Here is a 25388-nt window from a genome sequence, read left to right on the forward strand (position 1 = left end):
GGGGTAGCGCCGCTTCCTTGTACACGAAGTGCATATAAGCCAGATTTCGGACGCGGTGAGCCGGCGTGCTTCCGTCATGCCTTCGCGCGTCCGGGTAGGAATAAGGGGTCATGCGATGAATCTGAAGTCAGACGGAACCGCCGACGGCGATCTGGGGCTGATTCCGCTCTCGAGTGCGCAGTACGGCATGTGGCTCGCGGACCATATGCCCGGTGGACCGGCTGTCAACATCGCACACTGCGTCGAAATCGTCGGCCCGGTGGACTACGAGGCGTTCACGCGGGCGGTGAACGACGGCGGGCACGAAACCGAGTCACTCGTGGTGCGGGTGATCGAATCCAACGGTCGTCCTTATCAATTCGTCGACCGCAGTATCGTCTACGACGAGCCGGTGCTGGATTTCAGCGATGCGGAGGAACCGATCGCGGCAGCGATGGAATGGATGCGCCGTGACTACAACACCAAGGCAGTCGATCTCAGCCGCGACCGGCTCACCGAGACGCGGCTCATCCGGGTCGGCGAGGACCACTATTTCTGGTACGGCCGTGCGCATCACCTGGTGATCGACGGGTTCGGCGCCTTCAACAGCCTGACCCGGATGGCCGAGCACTACAACGCCCTGCTGGAGGGCAGGCCACCGACGCGACTGGACGCGGCGAGCCTGCACGACATCGTCGAAGCGGAACACGCCTATCGAGCCAGCTCGCGGTACGAGACGGACAAGAACTATTGGCTGGACAAGGTTTCCGACCTGCCGACATCGGTGAGCCTGTCCGGCCGTACGGCACGCTCCGGCAAGGTCGACCGCGTAGCAGGCCTGCAGCTCCCGGCGCACCTGTCCGACCGGCTGGACCGCTTCGCCGACGAGGTGAACGCCTCCGCCGCGCAGGTGGTGATCGCGGCGTTCGCCGCGTTCCTCGCCCGGATGACCGGCACCGAGGACGTCGCGCTGTCGCTGCCGGTGACCGCCCGGGTGACCAAGCGCCTGCGCAACGCCGCCGCGATGCTGGCGAACATGGTGCCGATTCGTTTCGCCGTGCACCACTCGACCACCGTCGAGGAGCTGGTCCGCGCCTCGGTCTCCGAACTCGTCTCGGCCATGCGCCACCAGCTGTACCGGTTCGAGGATCTGCGCCGCGACTCGGCCGCGATCGACTCGGCCGCGAGCTCGTTCGGCCCGATCGTGAACATCCTGTTCTTCGACTCGGAGATCCGCCTCGGCTCGGCGGTCGGCCGCTACCGCGCGCTGACATCCGGAGCGCTCGACGATCTGCAGCTGAACCTGTACCGCTCGGGCTCGGACGCGCCGCTGCTCATCGAGCTGCACGGAAATCCGAACCTGTACGGGCAGGACGAGCTCGAGTCGCACGCCGACCGGTTCCTCGATTTCCTGCACCGGATGATGGACTCGCCCCTGGACACCCGCATCGGCGACATCCAGCTCGTCGGCCCCGCCGAGGAGCTGCGCATCGTCGATGAACTCGCGGGCCGCGACGGCGAATCCCCGTCGGCCACGTTGGTGGATCTGCTGACGCGGCAGGCGGCGGCCACGCCGTCGGCGCTCGCCGTGACTGCGGACGACACCGCACTGACGTACCGCGAACTCGACGAACGCTCGAACCGGTTCGCTCGCAGGCTCATCGCGCTCGGCGCGGGGCCGGAGGCCTTGGTGGCCATCGCTCTGCCACGGGACGCCGATCTCGTCGTCGCCGTGCTCGGCGTGCTGAAATCGGGTGCCGGGTACCTTCCGCTGGACACGGCTCATCCGGCCGAGCGGCTCGAATACGTGCTGGGCGACGCGAACCCGATCGCGGTGGTGACCAAGCGGGACATGCGCGAGCACGTGCCGGGCGATCCGGGCCGCATCGTGCTGTTCGAGGACGTCCTCGCCGCCGAGGAAACCGCGGATCCGATCACCGACGCCGATCGTAACGGGCCGCTGCGTCCCGATCACCTGGCGTATGTCATCTACACCTCCGGGTCGACCGGCCGGCCCAAAGGCGTCTCGATCACCCACCGTGCCGTGTCCACCTACCTGGTGAACGCGTGCGCGGAGATCGGCATCCGATCCGGCGACGTCTGGACGTTGTTCCACTCCTTCGCCTTCGACTACTCGGTCTGGGAGATCTTCGGCGCGCTGGTCAGCGGCGGCCGGATCGTCGTCGTGGACGGTCTCACCAGCCGTTCGCCGGACGACATGGTGCGGCTCGCTGCGCGCGAGCAGGTCACGGTCTTCAGCCAGACACCTTCGGCGTTCTACCAGTTCGCGGCCGCGCGACAGCGATACGCACACGCCGGTGAGCCCGAGGGTTCGCTGTCGCTGCGCCTGGTCGTCCTGTCGGGTGAGGCCCTCGATCCGGCCGGTCTCGCCGACTGGTACGAGCACAACCCGGAGCTGCCCGTGCTGGCCAACAGCTATGGCATCACCGAAACCACCGTCTTCGTCACCTACACCGGCCTCACCGCGGACATCGCCGTTCCGGGCGCGCCGAGTACGGTCGGCCCGGCGTTGCCGGGTTTGCGCACGTATGTCCTGGACGAGCGTCTGCGTCCGTGCCCGCTCGGCGCCTGGGGCGAAATCTACGTCGCCGGAACACAGCTCGCTCGCGGCTACCTCAACCGGCCCGCGCTGAGCGCAGGACGTTTCGTCGCCGATCCCTTCGGGCAGCCGGGACAGCGCCTCTACCGCAGCGGCGACGTGGCGCGCTGGAACCACCGAGGCGAGCTGGAATATCGCGGCCGCGCCGACCAGCAGGTGCAGCTGCGTGGATTCCGGATCGAGCTGGACGAGATCCGCAACGCGCTGCTGTCGCACGGCAGCGTCTCCGCGGCGGTCGTCGTCGTGCATCTGCCCGGCACGGAAGCCGCCCGGCTGGTCGGCTACGTCGTGCCCGCCGTCGGCGCCACCTTGGAGCCGGACACCCTGCGGATCCACGTCGGCGCGCGACTGCCGGAGTACATGGTGCCGTCGAGCGTCGTCGTGATCGACGCGGTGCCGCTGACCGTGAACGGCAAAGTGGACTACCGTGCGCTGCCCGAACCGGTCTTCGATTCGGCCGCCGCGTACGTCGCGCCCCGCACGGTCGTCGAGGAGTCGATCGCGGACGTCTTCGCGGAAGTCCTCGGCACCGACCGGGTCGGCGTGTTCGACAGCTTCTTCGAACTCGGCGGCAATTCGATCACCGCGACCAGCGCGGCCGTCCGCATCGCGGAGGTGACCCGATGCGACATGTCGGTGCGCGACCTGTTCGTCAAGCAGACCGTCGCCGAACTGGCCGCGCACCTCGAGGCCGGACGCCGTTCCGGCAGGCCCGTATTGCGCGCGGTGACGCCACGGCCCGAGCCCATTCCGCTGGCGCCCGCGCAGAACCGGATGTGGCTGGTCAACCAGACCGACCCGACCTCGGCGGCCTACAACATTCCGCTGATCGTGCAGCTGACCGGGCGTCTGGACGCCGCGGCGCTGCGGGCCGCGCTGACCGACGTGATCGAGCGGCACGAGTCGCTGCGCACCGTCTACCCCGCCGTGAACGGCGAGGGCACACAGGTCGTCCTGTCGGCCGAAGAGGTCGTCGCCGGTCTCGATCTGACTGCGCGGCCGACCGACCCGGACGAAATCGAACATCGAATCCACGACCTCGCGTCCGTCGGAACCGATCTGCGCGAACGCGCCCCGATCCGGGTGGCGCTGCTCGCGACCGCCGACCGCAGCAGGCATGTGCTGGCCGTCGTGCTGCACCACATCTGCTGCGACGGGTCCTCCCTGCGGCCCTTGGCGGCCGACGTCGCCGTCGCCTACGAGGCGAGGGTGCAGGGAAAGATCCCGGACTGGGAGCCGCTGAGCGTCCAGTACGCCGACTACAGCGTCTGGCATCGCGGCCTGCTCGGCGACCCGGACGATCCGGATTCGCGCGCCGCCCATCAGTTGCGCTACTGGTCGCAGCGATTGGCGGGAATGCCGCCGGTCCTGGAACTGCCCGCGGATCGGCCACGGCCGGCCCGGCAGTCCATGCGCGGCGATGTCGCGGACACCGTGATTCCCGCCGAGACCTTCGCCGGCATAGAGCGGTTGGCGCGCGCGGCCAATGTCACGACCTTCATGGTCGTCCACGCGGCCCTGGCCGTGCTGCTGGCCCGCATGTCGGGTTCGGCGGACGTCACCATCGGCACGCCGGTCGCAGGCCGCGGCGAGCGTGCGCTCGAGCCGCTCATCGGCATGTTCGTCAACACCGTGCCGCTGCGCACCGAGGTGTCCTCCGAGGAGTCGTTCACCGAATTCCTGACGCGCGTCAAAGGCATCGACGTCGATGCCTTCGCCAACAGCGACCTGCCCTACGAGCGCGTCGTGGACGAACTGCATCCGAAGCGGTCCCCCGCCTACGCGCCGCTGTGCCAGGTGTATCTCGCGTTCGAGAACATGGACCGGGCGAGCCTGGAGCTGTCCGAGCTCACCGTCGAGCTGCTGGATCCCGGCGCCGAGCCGGCGAAGGTGGACATCATCGTCACCGTGGCCGAGAACACCGCCGCGGGTGGCGATGTCGCGCTGCGGATCAACTACGCGACGGACCTGTTCGAGCGGGAGACCGTCGAAGAACTCGCCGAGCGGCTGAACCGGATTCTCGACGCGTTCGTGTCGAACCCGTGGGCACGCGTCGGCGACGTGGACCTGTTGTCGGGAGTCGAGCGCCTGGGATTGGTCCCGGCATCCGGCGGTCGCGCCGAGCAGCCCCGAGTGCTGGCGGATGTGCTGCTGGTCGGTGAGCGCAGCGCTGCGGCAGTGGTGGCGGGGGAACGCGTGCTCTCCTACGGGGAACTCGACGAGTGGTCGAACCGTCTTGCGCGCGTATTGATCGACTGGGGCGTGGGGCCGGGAGACCAGGTCGCGCTGGCCATGGGACGGTCGGTGGAGTTCGTGGTCGGTGTGTGGGCGGTGGCGCGGGCGGGCGCCGCGTTCGTTCCGGTCGACCCGCGCTACCCCGGTGAGCGGGTCGCGCACATGATCGCGGACTCGAACGTGGAGGTCGCGCTCAGCGTCGAGGCGTCGCGCGCCTTGCTTCCCGGCCATGTGCGGCAGCTGGTCCTGGACCACCCGGCCACCGAGGCGTTCCTCGCCGCGCAATCCTCCGCCGCGGTGACCGACGCGGATCGTCTGCGTGCCTGCCGGGTGGCCGACGCGGCCTACGTGGTGTACACCTCGGGCTCGACCGGCAAGCCGAAGGGCGTGGCGGTCACGCACGAGGGCCTGGCGAATTTCGCGATCGAGCAGCGGGAGCGTTATCGCGTCGATCGCCGGTCGCGCGTGCTGCAGGTGGCCGCGCCCGGCTTCGACGCGGTGATGCTGGAGCTGTTGATGGCACACGCGAACGGTGCGGTGCTGGTCGTGTCGCCGCCGGAGGTCTTCGCCGGGGTGCAGCTGGCGGAATTGATTCGCGTGCAAGAGGTTTCGCACGCGTTCGTGACGCCGAGCGTGCTGGCGACGATGTCGCCCGCCGGACTCGATTCGCTGCAGGTGCTGGTCGCGGGCGGAGAAGCGGTGTCGGCCGAGACGGTGGCCGTCTGGGCCCCGGGACGACGGCTGCACAACGGGTACGGGCCCACCGAGACCACGATCATGGTCGCGATCAGCGACCCGCTGTGCGCCGGCGACACGGTCACCATCGGCGGCCCGATCCGCGGCGTCGACGCGGTGGTCCTCGACGAGCGGTTGCGGCCCGTCCCGGTCGGGGTGACCGGTCAGCTGTACGTCTCCGGTGTGCAGCTCTCTCGCGGATACCTCAACCGGCCCGCGTCCACGGCGGCCACCTTCGTCGCCAACCCCTACGGCCCCGCGGGCACCCGCATGTACGGCACCGGTGACCTGGCGCGCTGGACCGCCGAGCACACGCTGGAATACTTGGGGCGCACCGACTTCCAGGTCAAGATCCGTGGCCAGCGCATCGAGCTCGGCGAGATCGAAGCCGTGCTCGCCGGACATCCCGGCGTCGCGGCGGCAGTCGTGGTGGGCGTGCCCGCCGACGGCGGTTCGCGGCTCGCGGCGTACGTGGTGCCCGCCGACGGCTCGGTGGACACCCAGGAACTGACCACATACGCGGCGCAACGCCTGCCGTCGCACATGGTGCCGGACACCGTCATGGTGCTCGACACCCTGCCGCTGTCGTCGGTGGGCAAGGTCGACCGCGCGGCGCTGCCGGAACCGGAGTTCGCTCCCGCCGTGGAGTTCGTCGCACCCCGCAATGCCACCGAGCAGATCGTCGCCGATATCTGCGCGGGCGTGCTCGGCATCGACCGCGTCGGCGTCCTGGACAGCTTCTTCGACCTCGGCGGCAACTCGCTGTCGGCCACCCGCGCGGCGGCGCAGCTCAGTGGCGCGTTCGGCGTCGAGGTGCCGTTGCGCGCGATCTTCGAGGCGCCGACCATCGGTGCGCTGGCCGAGCGCCTGCGCAGCGCCGACGCGGCGACCCGGGTGCCGCTGGTCCCACAGGAGCGCCCGGAGCGGATTCCGCTGTCGCCCGCCCAGGCCCGCATGTGGTTCCTCAACCAGTTCGACACGAGCTCGCCGGTGTACAACATCCCGCTGGTCGTGCGGATGACCGGAGACCTCGATGTCTCCGCGATGCACGCGGCGATCGCGGATGTGCTCGACCGGCACGAGGCGCTGCGCACCGTCTACCCCGACAGCGACAGCGGGCCGCACCAGGTGATCGTCTCGGTGGCGACGGCGCTGCGCCCGTTGACGCCGGTGATCGTCGCGGCCGGTGAGCTCGAGGCGCGCGTCGCCGCCGAGGTGACGGCGGGCTTCGACGTGACCACCGAGGTCCCGTTCCGGGTGGCGCTGCTGCGCGGCGCACCCGACGACCACTCCCTGGTGCTGGTCGTCCATCACATCAGCTTCGACGGATCCTCGCTCGCACCGCTGGCCGCCGATCTGATGACCGCCTACCGTGCTCGTGTCCGGCACGAAGCGCCGCAGTGGGCGCCGCTGCCGGTGCAGTACGCGGATTACGCTCTGTGGCAGCGGAAGCTGCTCGGCAGCGAGGACGATCCGCACAGCCCGACCGTCGCGCAGACCCGCTATTGGCTGGCGGCCCTCGCCGGCCTGCCCGAAGTGCTGGATCTGCCCGCCGACCGTCCGCGGCCGGCGAAGCAGTCGTTCCGCGGCGCGACGGTCTCGGCCACCCTCCCCGCGGACCTGCACCGGGAAGTGGTCACGCTGGCGCGCCGCCACGACGCGACGGTCTTCATGGTGATGCACGCGGCCTACGCGGCGTTGCTGGCGCGGCTGTCCGGCACCGGGGACATCGCGGTCGGCACACCGATCGCCGGTCGTGGCGAGCCGGGGCTGGACGGCTTGGTCGGTATGTTCGTCAACACCCTGGTGTTGCGCACGCATATCGCGCCGGGCGCGTCCTTCGTCCGGATCCTGGATCAGGTCCGGGCCACCGACCTGGCCGCTTTCGAGAACGCCGACATTCCGTTCGAGCGCTTGGTCGAGGTGCTGAACCCGCCGCGCTCGACGGCGCACGCGCCGTTGACGCAGGTCGGTTTCTCGTTCCAGAACATCGAGATCCCGACGGTGCGGTTCGAGGGCCTGACGGTCTCGGCGCAGATGGCCGATCCGAGCGTGGCGAAATACGACCTGCATCTGAATCTGGTCGACGCCTTGGCGCCGGACGGCGAGCCGGGCGACATGGCCGTCGAATTCGGCTATGCCACGGATCTTTTCGATGAATCGACGGTCACGGCGATGTTCGATCGCTACCTGCTGCTGCTGCGCGCGATCGTCCTCGATCCCACCCGCGCCATCGGTGACATCGATCTGCTGACCGAACCGGAAGCACACCGGATCGCGCAGCGGTCGCGTGGAGCGATCACGCAGGCTCCGCCGGTGACGATCGCGGACTTGTTCGCCGTGCAAGCCGCGGCGACGCCGGAACACACCGCGGTGATCGACGCCGTCGGCGGCGCTCGGCTCGACTACCGCGAATTCGCGGGCCGGGTGAATGCGCTGGCACGCGCCCTGATCCGGCGCGGGGTCGGCCCGGAGACCGTCGTGGCGGTGGCGATGCGCCGCTCGGTGGACCTGCTGACCACGCTGTACGCCATCCACGCGGCGGGCGCGGCCTACTTGCCGCTGGACCCGGACCACCCCGCCGACCGGGTACGCGCCGTCCTGTCCGCCGCGCGGCCCGCCGCGGTGCTCACCCGTCCGGACGACCGGGCGAGTCTGCCCGGTGACGTGCCGATCTGGGCACTCGGGGAACTCGAGGCCGAGCGCCTGGATGCCTCGGCGGTGACGGATGCGGATCGGACGCGGCCGCTGCGCCCGGACGACCTGGCCTACGTCATCTACACCTCCGGCTCGACGGGTGTGCCCAAGGGGGTGGCGGTTGCGCACATCGCCGTGGTGAACCAGTTGCGCTGGATGCGCGAGCACTACCGGCTCGGCGGCGACGACGTCATGCTGCTGCGTACGCCGGTGACATTCGACCTCTCGGTCTGGGAGCTGTTCTCCGCGTCGACCTGTGGCGCGGCGCTGGTCGTCGCCGGTCCCGACGCACAGAGCGATCCGCGTGAAGTAGCCCGGCTGATAGCCGAATATCGGGTGACCACGGTGGATTTCGTGCCGTCGCTGCTCTCGGCTTTCCTCGAGGTGGCCGCCCCGCACGAGTTCCCGGACCTGCGGCGGGTGCTGTGCATCGGTGAGGCTCTGTCGGCCGGCACCGTGCGCCGTTTCCGGGAATTCAGCGACGCGCGCATCGACAACCTGTACGGCCCGACGGAGGCCGCGGTGAGTGTCACCTCGCACCGGATCGACTCCGTCGAGGGCGTGGCGGTGCCGATCGGCGTGCCCGAGGCCAACGTGACCGTGCACGTACTGGACGCGCGGTTGCATCCGGTGCCGGTCGGGGTGACCGGTGAGCTCTACCTCGGCGGTGTCCAGCTGGCTCGCGGCTATCACGACCGTCCGGGCCTGACGGCGGCGACGTTCGTCGCCGATCCGTTCGGCGGCAGGGGCGGCGCTCGCCTCTATCGCACCGGCGACCTCGTGCGCTGGGACGAGAGCGGCGACCTGCGTTACGTCGGCCGCGCCGACACCCAGGTGAAGGTGCGTGGCCTGCGGATCGAACTCGGCGACATCGAAGCGGCGCTCATCGCGCACGAGCAGGTGCACTCCGCCGTCGCTCAGGTCCGCGTCGACGGCGGCGAGCAGCGCCTGGTCGCCTACGTGGTCGCGGACGCGGCGCTCGACCTTCGCCAGGTCCGGGCCGCGCTGCTGGACCGGCTGCCGGCCTACATGGTGCCCTCGTCGGTGACCCGGATCGACTCGATTCCGCTCAACGCCAACGGCAAAGTGGACTACCGGGCGCTGCCCGAGCCGGACCCCAGCGTCCGCGAAGCCGAGTTCCGTACCCCACGGGGGCTGGTCGAACAGGCGATCGCCGCGGTCTTCGCGGAACTGTTCGATCGGCCCGAGATCGGCGCGGACGACGACTTCTTCGAACTCGGCGGCAACTCGCTGGTCGCGACGCGCGCGCTGAGCCGGATCGGCGACGTCGTCGACGTGACCATCCCGGTGCGCGCGATCTTCGAGGCCCCGACCGTGGCCGGCCTGGCCGAGCGTATCGCCCAGTTGCGCGCGGTTCCCAGTCTTCCCGCGCCGACTCCGAGCGCGCGGCCGGACCGTATTCCGCTGTCACACGCGCAGACCCGGATGTGGTTCCTCAACCAGTTCGATCCGGCGGCCCCCGGATACGTGGTGCCGCTGGCGATCCGGTTGGAGGGTGAACTCGATCTGGCGGCCTTGTCCGCCGCCGTCGGCGATGTCGTCGAGCGGCACGAGAGCCTGCGCACCATGTATCCGGCGGTAGACGGCACACCCACCCAGGTCGTGCTGAACTCCGAGGACGTGCTGGCGACGTGCGATCTGACCCCGCAGGCGGTCGGCGAGCGGGAACTGCCGCACCGCCTGGCCGAGTTCTGCGGCACCGGATTCGACGTCGCGAAGGGCGTGCCGCTGCGCGTGGCGCTGTACCAACTGTCGGACGAGGCGTGGACACTCGCGCTGGCCGCGCATCACATCAGTTGCGACGGTTTCTCGGTGGCTCCGCTCGCCGCCGATCTGGTGACGGCGTACCAGGCGCGTTCCGGCGGAACCGCGCCGGACTGGGCGCCGCTGCCCGTGCAGTTCGCCGACTACGCCCTGTGGCAGCGAGCGGTCCTCGGCGCCGCCGACGACCCGGATTCGTTCGTGGGCCGCGACATCGCCTACTGGCGAACGCAGCTCGCGGGCGTCCCCGATCTGCTCGAGTTGCCGACCGACCGGCCCAGGCCGGTCGAACAGTCCCAGCGCGGCGCGGTGATCCAGGTCACCGTGCCCGGTGAACTGCAAGGCCGGGTGGAGTCGCTGGCGCGGCGAGCCGGGGCGACCACGTTCATGGTGGTGCACGCGGCTTTGGCGGTGCTGCTGTCGCGGCTGTCCGGCAGCGACGACGTCACCGTCGGCGTTCCGCACGCGGGCCGGGGTGACCGGTCGCTGGACCACCTGGTCGGAATGTTCGTCAACACCTTGGTGATGCGGACGCGGATCTCCCTCGATCAGACCTTCTCCAGCCTGCTGGACGAGGTGCGCCGCACCGACATCGAGGCGTTCGACCACGCCACCGTGCCGTTCGAGCAATTGGTCGACGCGCTCAACCCGGTGCGCTCGACCGCGCATACGCCGTTGTTCCAGGTGCTGCTCGCCTACCAGAACATGGCGCGCGCTCGCGTCGAACTTCCGGGGCTCACCGTGGACAGCGTGGACCCGGGCGACAGCGCGGCGATCTACGACCTGCTGCTGATGATCAGTGAAGGCCACGGCACGCACAACGAGCCGACCGGCATGACGCTGCGCCTGACTTACGCCACGGACCTCTTCGACGAGGACACGGTGCGGCGCTTCGCCGACCGATTCGTTCGCGTCCTCGATGCCGCGGCCCGCGACGCCGAGGCCACTGTCGGGGAACTCGGGTTGCTCGACGAGGCGGAGCGCTCGCAGGTGCTGGAGCGGTGGAACGACACCGGGGGCTCCGCCGCGGCGGGCCGGACGCTGGTCGACGTCTTCGACGAACAGGTCGCCCGTACTCCGGACCGTACGGCGCTGCGCCTGCCGGACGGGAGCACGTCGACCTACTGCGACTTCGACGCCCGGGTCAACCGGCTGGCCCGGTGGCTCATCACGCGTGGTGCCGGACCGGAAACCATTGTGGCGGTGGCTATCCGCCGATCGGCCGAGCTCGTCACGGCTCTCTACGCGGTGGTGAAGGCGGGCGCGGCGTTCCTGCCGATCGACCCGGATCACCCGAGCGCGCGCATCGCGCACGTGCTGGGCGCGGCCGGTCCGCTGCTGGTGCTCACGACCGCCCGCGACGGCGACGGCCTGCCGGAAGGATTCGACTACGCGCCGATCGACCGGCTGGATGTCACCGGCCTGTCCGGCGCGCGGATCACCGACACCGAGCGCCGTACACCGCTGCGGCCGAACCACCTGGCCTACGTGCTGTTCACCTCCGGGTCGACCGGCGTCCCCAAGGGCGTGGCCCTGACCCACGCCGCCACCGTGAGCCAGCTGGCCTGGGCCCAGCAGCAGTGGCCGCACGGCGCCTCCGACGCGGTGCTGCACAAGACGCCGATCACCTTCGACATCGCCGTGTGGGAGTTGTTCTGGCCCCTGCAGACCGGCGCGCACGTCGTGGTCGCCGAGCCGGACGGTCATCGCGACCCCGCCTACCTGGCGGACGTCATCGCGCGGTGCGAGATCACCACCGTGCACTTCGTCCCGTCGATGCTCGACGTCCTGCTGGAATCCGCCGGTGTCGCGGAACTGCCGTCGATCCGGCGGGTGTTCGTCGCGGGTGAGGCGCTGGCGCAACGCACGGTCGACGCCGCGGCGCACCTGTTCCCGCAGGCGGAACTGGTGAACTGGTACGGACCCGCGGAGGCGGAGGTCGTGACCGCGCAGCGATGCGCGCCGCACGCGACGACCGCCGCGACGGTGCCGATCGGCGCGCCCGCCGCCGGCATGAAGGTCTATGTGCTCGATGCGCGGTTGCGTCCGGTGCCGGTCGGCGTCGTCGGTGAGCTGTACGTCTCCGGTGTCCAGTTGGCGCGCGGCTACCACGCGCGCGCCGACCTCACCTGCGGCGCGTTCGTCGCGAACCCGTTCGGTGGGGCGGGGGAGCGGCTGTACCGGACCGGTGATCTGGTTCGCTGGCGCAAGACCGGGGAGCTGGAGTACCTGGGCCGCAGCGACTTCCAGGTGAAGGTGCGTGGCCAGCGGGTGGAGCCGGGCGACATCGAGGCCGCGCTGCATGCCGTCGCGCAGGTGGCGCGTGCGGTGGCCATCGTGACGACCGAACGCATCATCGGATATGTCACCCTGACACCGGGCGCGGTGACCGACGGCCGCGCGATCCGCGAGCAGTTGACGCGCACCCTGCCGTCCTACTTGGTGCCGGACGCCGTACAGGTACTCGACGCGATGCCACTCACCGCGAACGGCAAGCTCGACCGGTCGGCGCTGCCCCGGCCGGTGTTCGACGACGGCGAAGCATTCGTCTCGCCGCGCACCGACGCCGAGGCGTCGCTGGCACGTCTGGTCGCCGACCTGACCGGCGCGGATCGGGTGAGCGTGACGGCGAACGTCTTCGAGATCGGGGTCAATTCGCTGTCGGCCGCCCAGCTCGCCGCGCGGGCACAGGCGGCCGTCGGCGTCGATGTCGGCATCCGCGACGTGTTCGACGCACCGACGATCGCCGCACTGGCCGAACGGATTTCGGTCCGAACCCGGTCCACCGCGGTTGCGCTGACCGCTCGGCAACGCGCGGGTGCGATCCCGTTGGCGGCGGCGCAACGGCGCATCTGGTTCCTCAACCAGTTCGACACCGCCTCGTCGGCCTACAACATCTGCTTCGCGGCCCGGCTGACCGGCCCGCTGGACATCGACGCGCTGCGTGCGGCGTTCCTCGACGTGGTGATCAGACACGAGCCATTGCGGACGGTGTATCCGCTGATCGACGGCGAACCACGCCAAGTGGTGCGGGACGTCGCTGCGATCGGCGCGGACGTGACATTCGCGCCGGAACCGGTCACCGGCGAAACCGAACTGACCGAGCGGATCCGGGACGCCGTCGAGGCGGGATTCGACATCGCGGAATCGGCGCCCGTGCGGGCGCGGCTGTATCGCACGGCGCCGGACACCCATGTGCTGGTGGTCGTGGTCCATCACATCGCGGCCGACGGGGCGTCGATGGCCCCGCTCGCCCAGGACGTGTTCGCCGCGTACCGGGCGCGGGTGAGCGGCCACGCACCGCAGTGGGAACCGCTGGCGGTCCAGTACGCGGACTACGCGATGTGGCAGCAGGAGTCGCTCGGCGCCGAGGACGATCCCACCTCGCTGATCGCTCGGCAGATCGAGTACTGGACCGATGTTCTCGACGGTTCCCCGGAGCTGCTGGCCTTGCCGACGGACCGGCCGCGACCCGCCACCTTGTCGACCGACGGCGGCAACATCCGGTTCGAGCTGCCCGCGCGGCTGCACGAAGCCGTCGTGCGGCTGGCCCACCGCGAAGGCGTCACCGTGTTCGTCGTCCTGCACGCGGCACTGGCGATCCTGCTGTCGCGCACAGCGCACAGCGACGACATCACGGTCGGTACGCCGGTCGCCGGTCGCGGCAGGCCGGAACTCGACGATCTGGTCGGCATGTTCGTGAACACGGTGGTGCTGCGCACGCGTATCGATGAGGACCGGTCGTTCCGGGACCTGCTCGCCGAGGTGCGCGAGGTCGACCTGGAGGCGCTGGCCCACGCCGACCTGCCCTACGAGCGGCTCGTCGACGTCATCGGACGTCCGCGTTCCACGGCGTATTCACCACTGTTCCAAGTGATGTTCGGGTTGCAGAACACCCGAGCGGCCCGGTTCGAGCTGCCCGGCATCGGCGTCGAAATTCTCGACCCCGGCATCGCGCAGGCGAAAGCCGACCTCACCGTGCTGATGACCGAACGCCGCGAGGGTGATCAGCCCGCCGGGATCGATGGCGAGATCATCTACGCCACCGACCTTTTCGTCGAGCCGACCGCACATGCGCTGGCCGAGAGGTTCGTCCGGGTGCTCGAGGAGGTGGTCTCCGATCCGGTGCGGCCGATCGGCCGCATCGGCCTGCTGAGCGCGGCCGACACCGAACGGTTGGTGCCCGTGCGAGGCATCGACGGCACGCAGCCGTGCCTGCTTCCCGATCTGCTGGCTGTGGCCGTGGCCGCGGCCCCGGCGGCGACGGCTCTGATCGGGGACGCCGAAACCCTCACCTACGCCGAACTGGACGGCAGGGCCAACCGCCTCGCCCGCGGGCTGCTCGCCCGCGGCGCCGGGCCGGGAGTGTTCGTCGCGCTGGCCGTGCCGCGGTCGGTCGACTATCACGTCGCCATGTGGGCCATCGCCAAGACCGGCGCCACGTTCGTACCGGTAGATCTGCGCTATCCCGTCGAGCGAATCGCCCACATGGTGAGCGATTCCGGTGTCGAGATCGGCATCACGCTCGCGGACAGCCGCACGGCGCTGCCCGGCGGTGTGGAGTGGGTGATGCTCGACGAAGTGCGCACGGCGGACGAGATCGCCTCGCAGTCCGACCAAGCGGTGACGGACGCCGAACGCGGACGTGTGCTGCGGGTCGAGGACGCGGCCTACCTGATCTACACATCCGGTTCCACGGGGACGCCCAAGGGCGTCGTGGTCACGCACGCCGGTTTGGCGAATTTCTCGGCCGAGCAGCGCGATCGGTACCTCGTCGACGGCGCATCCCGCGTGCTGCAAGTCGCGGCGCCCGCGTTCGACGCGGTGCTGCTGGAAGCGTTGATGGCGCACGCCGCCTGCGCGGCATTGGTCGTGTCGCCACCGGAGGTGTTCGGCGGCCCGGATCTGGCCGAGCTGATCCGCACGCATCAGGTGTCGCACGCCTTCCTGACGCCGAGCGTGCTCGCCACCATGTCGCCCGCCGGTCTCGAGTCGGTGCGCATGCTCGCGGTCGGCGGTGAGATGGTGCCCGCGGAGCTGATCGCCACCTGGGCGCCCGGCCGGCGGTTGCACAACATCTACGGTCCGACCGAGACGACGATCGTGATCACCATGAGCGACCCGGTACAGCCGGGCGATCCGATCGCCATCGGCGGCCCGATCCGTGGCGCGGAGGCGATGGTGCTGGACGCGCGCCTGCGTCCGGTGCCGGTCGGCGTCGCGGGGGAGCTGTACCTCGCGGGCGCCCAGCTGGCACGCGGATACCTCGGCCGGCGCGCGGTCACAGCCGGCGCGTTCGTCGCGAATCCCTACGGCGCACCGGGTGCGCGGATGTACCGCACCGGCGACATCGTCCGCTGGACGGCGCAGCGCACCGTGGAATACGTCGGCCGCAGCGACTTCCAGATCAAGATCCGCGGCCAGCGCATCGAACTCGGTGAAATCGACGCGGCGCTGCTCACACACCCCAAGGTGACCGCCGCGGTGACCGTCAGCCGCACCGGGCCGGGCGGACAGCCGCTGCTGGCCGCGTACATCGTGACCGACGTCGGAGCGGTCGTGGACCCGGACACCGTGCTCGAGCACGTCGCGTCGGCACTGCCCGCGCACATGGTGCCGTCGGTCGTCACCGTGCTCGACCACATGCCGATCACCTCGACTGGCAAGGTGGATCGGAAAGCTCTGCCGGAACCCGTATTCCGGGCCACCGAAGGCGATGCGGAGAAACCGGCGACCGAGCTGGAGCGGACCGTCGCGGCCGCGTTCGCGGACGTGCTCGGCATCGGTTCCGTCGGTGTCACCACGTCCTTCTTCTCCCTCGGCGGCGATTCCATCCTGTCGATCCAGCTCGCCTCCCGGTTGAAGTCGGCCGGCGTCGTCGTGACAGCGCGTGACATCTTCGAGCACAAGACCGTCCGGGGTCTGGCGCGGGCAGCCGCGGCCGCCGAACGGGTCACGCTCGCGGAGTTGCCCGGTGGTGGCGTCGGCCAGGTCCCGTTCACGCCGGTGGTCTCCTGGTTCACCGAGCGCCTCGGCGCCGCCCCTCGATTCGCTCAATCGATGCTGGTGCGCTTGCCGCGCGACGCGCGGGTCGAGGACGTCACCGCGACCGTGCGGGCAGTGCTCCAGCAGCACGACATGCTGCGTGCGCGGCTGCGTGAACAGTCGTTGGAGGTCCCCCCGGCCGACGCGGTCGACGCGGCGGACGCGGTGTTCGCCCGCACGTTCGGCGCGGACCGGACTCCGGGTGCGGACGGGTTCACCGCGGTGGTGGAAGCGGCGTTGGCCGAGGCCTCCGACCGTCTCGATCCGGCGGCGGGCCGGATGGTGCAGGTGGTGTGCCTGCTGCCGGAACCCGGTGTCCAGGCCGAAGCGCGTGCTCTCGTGGTCGTTCACCACTTGGTGGTGGACGGTGTGTCGTGGCGGATCCTGATTCCCGACTTCGCGACGGCCTGGCAGCAGGTCACGCAGGGAAGCGCGGTGGAGCTGCCCGCACAGGGCACGTCCATGCGCCGGTGGGCGCACGCGGTGCGCGACGCCGCGGCGGCCCGCGCCGGGGAATTCGAGTTGTGGCAGCGGATGGGCGCTGCCCCCGACCCGCTGCTCGGCAGCGCGGTGCTGGATCCCGCCGTCGACACCCAGTCGACCGTGCGGCACCTGACGGTGTCCCTCTCCGCAGCGGTCACTTCCACGTTGCTGGACACGGTGCCCAAGGCCGCGCACGGCAGCGTGGACGACGCGCTGCTGGCCGCTCTGGCCGTGGCGACGACACGCTGGCGCCGTCGTCGCGGCGTCGCACACGCGGGTGTCAAGGTCCTGCTGGAGGGTCACGGCCGGGCGGAGCAGATCGCCGAGGGCGCGGATGTCTCCCGCACGGTGGGGTGGTTCACCAACACCTATCCGGTGGCGCTGGACCTCAACGGGGTCGAGGCGGACGATCCGCGTGCCGCGGTGAAGGCCGTGAAAGAGCAGTTGCGCCGCATTCCGGACAAGGGAATCGGATACGGGCTGCTGCGCTACCTCCACGGCGACACCGCCGACCGGCTCGCCGCGCTGCCGGAGCCGCAGATCGGTTTCAACAATCTCGGCCGCGTCGGGGTCGATCTCACGGCGCTGTCGGACCTCGCGTGGATCCCGACCGACGAGCCGTTCGACCGGCGCGGCGCCTTCGATCCGGACATGCCCGCGGCCGCGGCCCTGACGATCGACGTGAACATCGTGGACACCGCGGCGGGACCGCGCTTGTCGGCGCATGTCGGATACGCCTCCCGGTTGCTCGACCGCGACGACGTCGCAGAACTCGTCGACGCGTGGGTCGAGGAGGTGACCGCGATCGCGGCGGCGGCCGAGGCCGATGCGGACTGGGGCTTCTCACCCACCGATGTTCCGCTCGTCGCGGTCGCGCAGTCCGACCTGGACGCGTTCGCCGGCCGCTACGGGTCACTCGCGGATATCTGGTCGTTGGCTCCGCTGCAGGCGGGCCTGCTGTTCCACGCCGAACTCGCCGCGGGTGATCTCGACGTCTACACCGCGCAATCGACCCTCGCCCTCGCCGGTGTGATCGACGAGGATCGGCTCGAGCGGTCCGCGGCGGCTCTGCTCGAGCGTCATCCCAACCTGCGCGCGGCGTTCGTCCGGACGGCCGACGGTATTCCGGCGCAGGTGATTCCGGCGGCCGCGGTCGTGCGGTGGCGGCGGGTCGATCTGCGCGAGGGCACGACGACGCCGGAGGAGCTGATCGCGGCCGAGCGGGCCGTCCCCTTCGATCCGGCCGATCCTCCACTGTTGCGTTTCCTGCTCGTCCGGGTGGCCGCGCAGGACTACCGGCTGGTGCTGACGGCTCACCACCTGCTGCTGGACGGCTGGTCGCTGCCGTTGTTGTGGCGCGAGCTGATCGGCCTGTACGCGGTGAGCGCACGCGCCGAACTGCTGCCCGCCGCGGCGTCCTACCGTGGCTATCTGGAATGGCTGGATCGGCGCGAGCCGTCCACCGGCCTGGAGGTGTGGCGCGACGCCCTGCGCGATTTCACCGAACCGACGGTGGTCGCCGACGCGCGGACGCACACGACGGTCGGCATCCCGGTCGACCTCGCGGTCGAGCTGGATCGCACCGTCACCGCCGAGCTGGTGGAATTCGCCCGGGCGCGGGCGGTCACCATGGCGACGATCGTGCAGTTCGCCTGGGCGGTGGTGCTGGGCAACCTGCTCGGCGTCGAGCGTGTCGTGTTCGGCGGCACGGTGTCGGGACGTCCCGCCGACCTGCCGGATGTCGAGTCGATGATCGGCTTGTTCATCAACACGATCCCGGTGGCCGTGCACGTCCCGCGGTCCGCGACCGTGGAGGACGCGCTGCGCCGGTTGCAGGCGGACAACACCCGCCTGCTCGATCACCACGATGTCGAACTGTCCCGGATCCTGTCCGAGGCGGATGCTGCCCAGTTGTTCGACACGCTGGTCGTCTTCGAGTCCTACCCGGTCGACAGCAGTGGGCTGGGCGATGCGGACATCGACGGTATGCGGGTGGTCGCGGCGGACGGAAGCGACGCCGCGCATTACCCGATCACGGTGCAGGCCCACCAGACCGACCAGCTGCATGTCCGGATCCGCTACCAGCGGGCCCGCGTGGACGACCGGACGGCCGCCGGTCTGGCCGCTCGCATGGACACCGTGCTGCGCGCGATCACGACCCAGCCGGAGGCGCGGCTGGACGCACTCGACCTGCTGACCGAGTCGGAGCGCCGTGCGCTGGTGCCCGCCACCGGCGGACCGGCCGAAGCGCCTCGTGTGCTGGCGGAGTTGCTGTCGGCGGGCGTCGCGGTGAATCCGCAAGCGCCGGCCGTCATTTCGGCGGAACGCACGCTGTCGTACGCCGAGCTGGACGTCTGGTCGAACCGCGTCGCGCGCGAGCTGATGGATTGGGGTGTCGGCCCGGGCGACCAGGTGGCGCTGGCAATGGCGCGGTCGGTGGAACTCGTGGTCGGCATGTGGGCGGTGACCAAGGCCGGCGCCGCGTTCCTGCCGGTGGATCCGCGGAATCCGGCAGAGCGCGTCGGGCACATGGTCACCGACTCCCAGGTGCGGGTCGCGGTCACGGTCGCGGCCTCGCGAGAGCTGGTTCCCGACCCGGTCCGGCGGCTGGTGCTCGACGATCCGGACGCCAGCGCAGCGATCGAGGCGCGGTCCTCGGCCGCGGTGACGGACCGCGATCGACTTCGGACGGTACACATTCGCGACACCGCCTACGTGCTGTACACCTCGGGTTCGACCGGGAAGCCGAAGGGCGTCGCCGTCACACACGAGGGCCTTGCCAACTTCGCTGCGGTGCAGCGGGACCGCTTCGGTGTGGACAACCGGTCGCGGGTGCTGAACGCGTCCGCTCCCGGATTCGACGTGGTGGTGCTCGAGCTGTTGCTGGCCCACACCAACGGCGCGGTGCTGATGGTGCCGCCGTCGGACGTGTTCGGCGGACCGGACTTGGCGCAATTCATTCGGACGGGGCAGGTGTCGCACTCGTTCATGACGCCGAGCGTGTTGTCGACGATGTCGCCCGAGGGCCTGGACTCGCTGCGGACGCTGATGGCGGGCGGCGAGGCGGTGACACCGGAGATCGTGACGCAGTGGTCGCCAGGCCGGCGGCTGCTGAACGGATACGGTCCGACCGAGACGACGATTCTGGCCGGCATCAGCGAGCCGTTGGATCCCGGCGAGACCGTCACGATCGGTGGTCCGATCAGCGGCGTCGAGGCCGTCGTGCTGGACGCGTGGCTGCGACCGGTGCCGGTGGGCGTGGTCGGCGAGCTGTACCTCGCCGGTGTGCAATTGGCCCGGGGCTACGTCGACCGGCCGGTGGCGACCTCGGGCGCGTTCGTCGCGAATCCGTTCGGCGCGCCGGGATCGCGCATGTACCGCACCGGTGACCTGGCCCGCTGGACTCCGGAACACACCGTGGAATACCTCGGCCGCAGCGATTTCCAGGTCAAGATTCGCGGTCAGCGCATCGAACTCGGCGAGATCGAGGCCGTGCTCGCCGGACAGCCCGGTGTGGAACACGCCGTGGTCGTGCTGCGCAAGGACGAGCGCGGCATCGGCAGGCTCGCCGGCTACCTGGTGGGCGCCGAGGGCTTGGATGCGGAGGAGGTCAGGACGGCCGCGCGGCTGCGGCTGCCCGCGCACATGGTGCCCGACGTATGCACGGTGCTCCCCGAATTCCCCCTCACCAGGACCGGCAAGCTCGACCGCTTGGCTCTTCCCGCACCGGAATTCACGGCGGCGCGGGCATGGACCGCTCCGCGTACGGAGACCGAACGGCACGTCGCGGAAGTATTCGCGAACGTCTTGGACATCGACCGGGTCGGGGCCACCGACAGCTTCTTCGACCTCGGTGGCAATTCGCTGTCGGCGACGCGGGTGACCGCTCAGTTGAGTGCCGCGCTCGGCGTGAGCGTCGGCGTTCGTGACCTGTTCGAAACACCGACGGTCGCCGAACTCGCCGCCCGTCTGGACACCTCCGATCGGACGGTCCGGGCGCCCCTGGCACCGCGCACCCGTCCCGCGCTGGTCCCGCTGTCGCCGGCACAGCAGCGGATGTGGTTCCTCAATCAGCTCGACACCTCCGTGGGTGCCTACAACATCCCGCTGGTGATCCGGCTGAAGGGCGAACTCGACGTCGACGCACTGCGACGCGCGTGCGCGCTCGTCATCGAGCGGCACGAGTCGCTGCGCACCAAGTTCCCGATGACCGACGGGACACCGCATCAGGTCGTGGTGCCCGTCGAGGAAGTACCGGCCGGGCTGAACGCGGTGCCGGTCCAGGCGGAACGGTTGATGGAGCGCGTGCTCGCCACCGTCTCGGCGAGCTTCGATGTGACGCAGGCGCCCCCGCTGCGCGCGGAGTTGTTCCGGCTCCGCGACGACGAGCACGTCCTGGTCATCGCCGTGCACCACATCTGCGCCGACGGGCAGTCCATGCTGCCCCTCGCCCGGGACGTGGCGATGGCCTACCAGGCGAGCAAGGAGGGGACGCAACCGCTCTGGCCCGCGCTCGCGGTCCAGTACGCGGACTACACCCTGTGGCAGCACGACGTGCTCGGCGACGAGCACGACCCCGGCTCGGTCATCTCCCAGCAGCTGCGTTTCTGGAAGGACACCCTCGGCGGGCTTCCCGAACTGCTCGAACTGCCGACCGACCTGCCGCGCCCGCCCGTGGCGTCCATGCGCGGCCGGACGGTGGACTTCGCGATCTCCGCTGCGTTGCAGCAGCGGATCGGCGCGCTCGCGCGTGCGGCGAACGCGACGGTGTTCATGGTCATGCACGCCGCGCTGACCGTCCTGCTGTCGCGGCTGGCCGGGGTCGGCGATGTCGCGGTGGGCACCCCGGTGGCAGGACGCGGCGCGCGCGAACTCGACGAGCTGATCGGCATGTTCGTCAACACTCTCGTGCTGCGGTCGCGGGTGTCGTCGCACCGGTCGTTCGCCGAGCTGCTCGCGGCGACCCGGGAAACGGACCTGGCCGCGTTCGCGCATGCCGACGTGCCTTTCGAGCAAGTGGTGGAGGCGCTGAACCCGCCGCGGTCCACCGCGCATCTGCCGCTCTACCAGGTGACGCTCGATGTGCAGAACCTGAGCAAGGCCGCGCTGCAGCTGCCCGGGCTGACCGTCGAGCCGGTCGAGAACGGATTCGAACCGGCGCAGGCCGACCTGAACCTGAACCTGGTCGAACGGTCGGATGCCCAGGGGCGGCCGGACGGCATCCGTGGACGCCTGACCTACGCCACCGATCTCTTCCTCGAAGCGACGATGACCCGGTTCACGCAGGCGTACGTGCGGATTCTGGAGGAGGTGACCGCCGACCCGGCGGTCGCGGTCGGCGACATCCACCTCGTCAGCGTGGCGGAGCGTCGTGCGGTCCTCGACGCGGCCGGCGACGCGGGACTCGCGGTGCCGCAGACCACCCTCGCCGAGCTGTTCGCCACTCAGGCCGCCGCACGGCCGGATGCGGTCGCGGTCACCGACGGCGCGGTGCGGCTGACCTACGCGGAGCTGGACCGTCGCGCCGCCGCGGTGGCCGCACAGCTGGCCGGACTCGGCGTGGGCCCGGAATCGCTGGTGGCCGTGGCGTTGCCGCGCTCGGCCGATCTGGTGGTGGGCCTGCTCGGCGTCGTGCGCGCGGGCGCGGGATATCTGCCGCTGGATCTGGCGTATCCGCCGGACCGATTGCGCTACATGCTCGACGACGCGCGACCGGCCGCGGTGCTGACGGCCGCGGGCATGTCCGCGGCGGTGCCGGAGTGCGCTGCGCCGGTAGTGCTCCTCGACGATTGCGAGGACGCTTCCGATCCGGTGGTTTCGGGTGTGCGGCCGGGCAACGTCGCCTACGTGATCTACACATCGGGATCGACGGGCCGTCCGAAGGGTGTGACGGTCTGCCATCGCGAAGCGGTGACCCTGTTCACCAACGCGGCCGAGCGCTTCGACCTCGGACCCGACGACGTGTGGACGATGTTCCATTCCTACGCCTTCGATTTCGCGGTGTGGGAGATCTGGGGCGCGTTGCTGTCCGGCGGCAAGGTGGTGGTGGTGGACTACGACACGTCCAGGTCGCCGGAGACGTTCGTGGAGGTCGTGGCCCGCGAAGGCGTGACGGTGTTGAGCCAGACGCCCTCGGCGTTCTACGGCTTCGCCGACGCGGAACGCCGCTACCGCGAATCGGGTTGCCCCGCAGGGAATCTCGCTCTGCGCTATGTAGTCTTCGGCGGTGAGGCGCTGGACGCGTCCCGCCTGGACGACTGGTTCGCCGCGCATGCGCCGGGATCGCCGCAGTTGGTCAACATGTACGGCATCACCGAGACGACCGTGCACGTGACCTTCTCCGAAGTCACCCGGGCGGGCGCCGCCGGAATCGGTGCGCCGCTGCCCGGATTGCGGGTGTACGTCCTCGACGACCGCTTGCGGCCGGTGCCGATCGGCGTCGCCGGCGAGATCTACGTAGCCGGTGGCCAGCTCTCGCGAGGCTATCTGGGCGCACCGGCGCTGACCGCGGGCCGATTCGTGGCCAACCCGTTCGATCGCGACGGCACCAGGCTGTATCGCTCCGGAGACGTGGGCCGGTGGCGTCGGTCGGCGACCGGTCTGGAGTTGGCGTACGCGGGCCGGGCCGACGCGCAGGTGCAGGTGCGCGGTTTCCGCATCGAACTCGGCGAGGTGGAGTCGGCGCTGCTGCGGCACCCGTCGGTCACCCAGGCCGCGGTGACGGTGCACCGGCACGATCGCGGCGTGGACCAGCTGATCGGCTACGTGGTCGGTGCCGACGGCGAACGGATCGATCCGGTCGAGGTACGCGAAACCGCCGCCCGGGTGCTGACGAGCTACATGGTGCCCGCGACGATCATGGTGCTGCCCGCGCTGCCGTTGACGGTCAACGGCAAGCTCGATCGAAAAGCACTGCCCGCTCCCGAATTCGAGGAATCGGCGGCCGCGTTCGTGTCGCCGCGGACGCACACGGAGAAAGTGATCAGCGACGTCTACGCGCAGGTTCTCGGCGTCCAGCGGGTCGGGGCCACGGACGGGTTCTTCGATCTCGGCGGCAACTCGCTACTGGCCACGATGGTGGTGACCGAGTTGCGCGCTCGCGGCGTGACCATCCAGTTGCCGTGGATGTTCGACGACGCGACGCCTCGCGCCCTGGCGGCCAGGGCCGACGGCGCGGCGGGCGGCTCGGGCCTGCAAGTGTTGCTGCCCCTGCGCGCGCACGGCGCGAAGCCGGCGGTGTTCGCGGTGCATCCCGCGGGCGGTCTGGCGTGGTTCTACGGCGGCGTGGTCGAACATCTGCACAAGGACCGGCCGGTCTACGGCTTGCAGGATCCCCACGTCGTGGCGGGCGAACCGGGGGCGCGTTCCGTCGACGAACTCGCCGAACGCTATGTGGCCGAGATACGCCGACGGCAACCGAGCGGCCCGTACCACCTGCTCGGATGGTCGCTGGGCGGTGCGATCGCGCATGCCGTCGCGGTCCGGCTCCAGCGGGAAGGACAGCGCGTCGGCATGCTGGCGATGATGGACAGCGCCGTCGGCGACGCCGAGGCGCTGGCCGCGTCGATGAGTTCCACCGCCGACGAGCCCGCGCCGGGCGAACTGATGGCCGATCTGCTCGGCGGCTGGCGCGAGCTGTTCGATCTCGGCGCCGAGGTGACCGCGCAGACCCATGAGCAGGCCTGGGAGGTGATCCGCGCGCAGGTGACCGCCACCGGCATGTTCACCGCCGAACAGGTCGACCGGGTGATGGAGAGCTTCCGGACCGCCACCACCATCGCCGAGCAGTACCGGCCGGGCGTCTTCGACGGCGACCTGGTCTTCTTCACCGCAGGGAAGGACCGCACGGACCACGACGCCGTCGTGCGAACGTGGCGGCCCTTCGTCACCGGCGACCTGCACAACACGGTCGTCGACGCACGACATCTCGAATTGACCCACCCGCACGCATTGGCCGTCATCGGCCCGATCCTCGAAAGGTTCTCGAACGAATGCTGAAGACTCTCGATCAACTCCAGCAACTCCGGCTCGAGGACGGCAGGACGGTCGCCTGCACCAGTCCGGCCGAGGCGCGGATGTTGTGGGGCGAGATGTCGAACGACGGTTTCTACCGGCTTGCCGCCGCGCTCCTACGGCCGGGGGACATCGCACTCGATATCGGCGCGAACATCGGCCTGAGCGCGATGATGTTCGCCGACACCTGCCCTGGGATTCGGGTGATCGCCGCCGAGCCGGCCCCGGTGACCTTCGACTGTCTCCAGCGCAACATGGCCGTCCACGTGGCGGACGGCGTGGCGCTCCGAGTGGCGGTCGGGGCGGCGCGCGGCAGCGCGCCGTTCACCTGGTACCCGCGCGCTTCGGCGAATTCTGGGCTCTATGCCGACCGCGCGGCGGACGACGAGGCGACCGAGATCTATCTGCGCAACAGTGGCCTCGACGCCGAGGCGATCGCGCTCATCACCGCCGGGCTGCACGAGGGTGAGCGCATGGACGTCGAGGTCACCACCGTTTCGGCGATCCTGCGCGAGCACGGTCCGGACGCGCGGGTCGGCTTGCTCAAGGTCGATGTCGAGCGAGCGGAACTCGATGTGCTGCTCGGGGTGTCCGACGCGGATTGGCCGCGCATCCGCGCCGTCGTCGCCGAAGTGCACGACCGGGACGACCGCTTGGCGCGGTGCTGCGAATTGCTGAGCAGACGTGGCCTTCTCGCCCGAACCCGCCAGGACCCGAGCCTGGCGGGGACCGAACTGCACGAGATCTACGCCGTGCGGCCGGAGACCGTGTGATGCCTCGCGCGGCGCTACTTCGCCGT

General features: G+C 70.2%; 2 protein-coding genes. Both read left to right on the forward strand.

What is annotated here, in order from left to right:
• Positions 1-115 precede the first annotated feature (115 nt).
• Positions 116-24574, forward strand: coding sequence for a non-ribosomal peptide synthetase (locus tag NNI01S_RS06690; protein WP_063018471.1), 24459 nt, complete (start codon positions 116-118; stop codon positions 24572-24574).
• Positions 24568-25362 (forward strand): FkbM family methyltransferase, encoded by a 795-nt coding sequence (locus NNI01S_RS06695; protein ID WP_063018473.1) that lies wholly within the window; start codon positions 24568-24570, stop codon positions 25360-25362. The genes NNI01S_RS06690 and NNI01S_RS06695 overlap by 7 nt, the downstream gene beginning before the upstream one ends.
• The last annotated feature ends 26 nt before the right edge of the window (positions 25363-25388 follow it).

Source organism: Nocardia niwae NBRC 108934 = DSM 45340, from assembly GCF_001613465.1.
Classification (GTDB): Bacteria; Actinomycetota; Actinomycetes; order Mycobacteriales; family Mycobacteriaceae; genus Nocardia; species Nocardia niwae.

What these genes read in the sequence shown, in the direction of transcription:
- NNI01S_RS06690 (WP_063018471.1), top strand. Translation starts at nt 116, where the DNA reads ATGAATCTGAAGTCAGACGGAACCGCCGACGGCGATCTGGGGCTGATT.
- NNI01S_RS06695 (WP_063018473.1), top strand. Translation starts at nt 24,568, where the DNA reads ATGCTGAAGACTCTCGATCAACTCCAGCAACTCCGGCTCGAGGACGGC.